The organism is Arthrobacter sp. NPDC089319 (assembly GCF_040684925.1).
Classification (GTDB): Bacteria; Actinomycetota; Actinomycetes; order Actinomycetales; family Micrococcaceae; genus Crystallibacter.
In genome coordinates this window covers 5060-6862 of record NZ_JBFBGZ010000026.1, presented here as the reverse complement: position 1 = coordinate 6862, position 1803 = coordinate 5060, and the positions used below count along the sequence as shown (strand labels likewise).

Annotated in this window: 3 protein-coding genes; 2 read left to right on the top strand and 1 reads right to left on the bottom strand. The window is 65.8% G+C overall.

The genetic code is table 11. The features are described from left to right. The coding region (locus AB0N75_RS18770; RefSeq protein ID WP_364652457.1) for a Fe-Mn family superoxide dismutase at positions 1 to 210 on the top strand (210 nt) is incomplete at its 5' end. 207 nt (positions 211 to 417) lie between these two features. Further along, positions 418 to 843 carry a pyridoxamine 5'-phosphate oxidase family protein gene (locus AB0N75_RS18765; protein ID WP_364652456.1) on the top strand — a complete coding sequence of 142 codons (426 nt, stop codon included), beginning with the start codon at positions 418 to 420 and terminating at the stop codon, positions 841 to 843. A gap of 97 nt (positions 844 to 940) precedes the next feature. Here the strand turns inward: AB0N75_RS18765 and AB0N75_RS18760 are convergent, their stop codons facing one another. After that, a complete protein-coding gene (locus AB0N75_RS18760; protein ID WP_364652455.1) occupies positions 941 to 1564 on the bottom strand; it encodes an FMN reductase in 624 nt (207 codons plus the stop codon). Between the last annotated feature and the right edge of the window lie 239 nt (positions 1565 to 1803).

The window sequence follows — 1803 nt, the reverse complement described above, 5'->3', positions numbered from 1 at the left end:
CAGCTCTACGACCAGCAGGGCAACATTCCGGTGGGCACCATCCCGCTGCTGATGCTGGACATGTGGGAGCACGCCTTCTACCTGGACTACGTCAACGTCAAGGCCGACTACGTCAAGGCATTCTGGAACATCGTCAACTGGGCCGACGTCGCCGCCCGCTTCGACGCCGCCCGCACCGGCGCTTCCGCGCTGATCACCCCGGCCAAGTAACAACGGCCTGCCGTGCCACTGCACGGCGATTGACCCTGCAGGCACCGCCGTTGGCCGGACACCCGGCCGAACGGCGGTGCCTCGCCGCTTAATCCGCTGCTGCCCCACCCGACGGGCGGCAGAAGACGGCCCCGGCTCTTTCCAGTCCGGTGCCCAGTGTTCCCCCAAAGGCTTCCCTTCTTCTACGGAACTGTAGAAGATAGCGGCATGATGTTTGAACATGACGACCCGATCCTTGAGCTCACCGACGAGCAATCTTGGAAGCTGCTGGAGAACACCAAGCACGGACGCCTCGTCCTCACCGCCGCCGGCGAAACCGACATCTTTCCGATCAACTTTGTAGCCCGCGACGGCAGGCTGGTCCTGCGGACGGCGCCGGGCACCAAGTTGGCCGAGCTGACCATCAACGAACGGGTGCTGTTCGAGGCGGACGGCATCGGTAGCGGCGAAGCGTGGAGCGTGGTGGTCAAAGGCACCGCACGCGTGCTCCAGACCCAGGAGGAGATTGCGGCTGCCGAGGCGCTGCCGGTCGAGACCTGGATTCCCACCCTCAAGGACTTCTATGTGGAGGTGAAGCCGGCAAGCATCAGCGGCCGGCACTTCAAGTTTGGCGAGCAGCCCGAACGCTTTTAGCAACACGAAAGGCCCGGTCCGGGGCGCGACGCGGCGTTGGTGCGCCGGTGACGATCCCTGACCGGGCCCTCGTCGGGCTCAGTGCTGGACGCTGGGCTCAGTGGCCGACGCTGGCGAGGATCTCCTCGAAGCTCTTGGACTCGACACCGCCGCGGCCGCGCTCGGTCACCGGAGCACCCTGCACCAGATCAACCAGTTCGGCAGCCGCGCGGTCGGAACGCTCGGACAGTCCGCTGGTTCCGACCTCGCCCGAGCCCCAGTCTTCCGGTGCGGCGAAGACGGTGGTCTGCACGGTCCGCGCCCGCAGGTAGCTGAACAGCGGGCGGACAGCGTAGTCCAGTGCCAGCGAGTGCCGGGCGCTGCCGCCGGTGGCACCCATCAGCACCGGCTTGCCGGCGAGCGAGCGCGGCTCAACCACATCGAAGAAGGACTTGAACAGGCCGCTGTAGGAGGCGCTGAAGACCGGGGTCACTACGATGAGCGCATCCGCTGCAACCGTCGCCTTGAGCACCTCATCCAGCTTCGGCGCCGCGTAACCGGTCACCATGTTGTTGGCGATATCGACCGCATAGTCTCGCAACTCCACCATCTGGATCTCGGCTTCAACACCCTGCAGATGGAACTGGTCCGCCGTGGAAGCAGCCAACTGGTCGGCCAGCATCCGACTGGAGGACGGTACCCCGAGTCCGGCTGAAATGACTACGATCTTACGTTCTGACACTGCGGCTCTCCTTAATAGTCCATGCAATCGCATCTACAGGGAAAACCGATGTCTGCTCCGGTTTATTCCGGCCACCCGCGACCTCGTTCTCACGGCCCTGCTCGGCGGCGGTTGTGGCTTGGACTCGCGGGGACATCGCAGCGGAGCGGCCCGGCCCCGACCGCGGCCGGAACCGGGCGGGCGGGCGGCCACCGGAGCAGGAACCGGGCGGAGCGGTTGCCGCCTAGAGAACGGCCGCG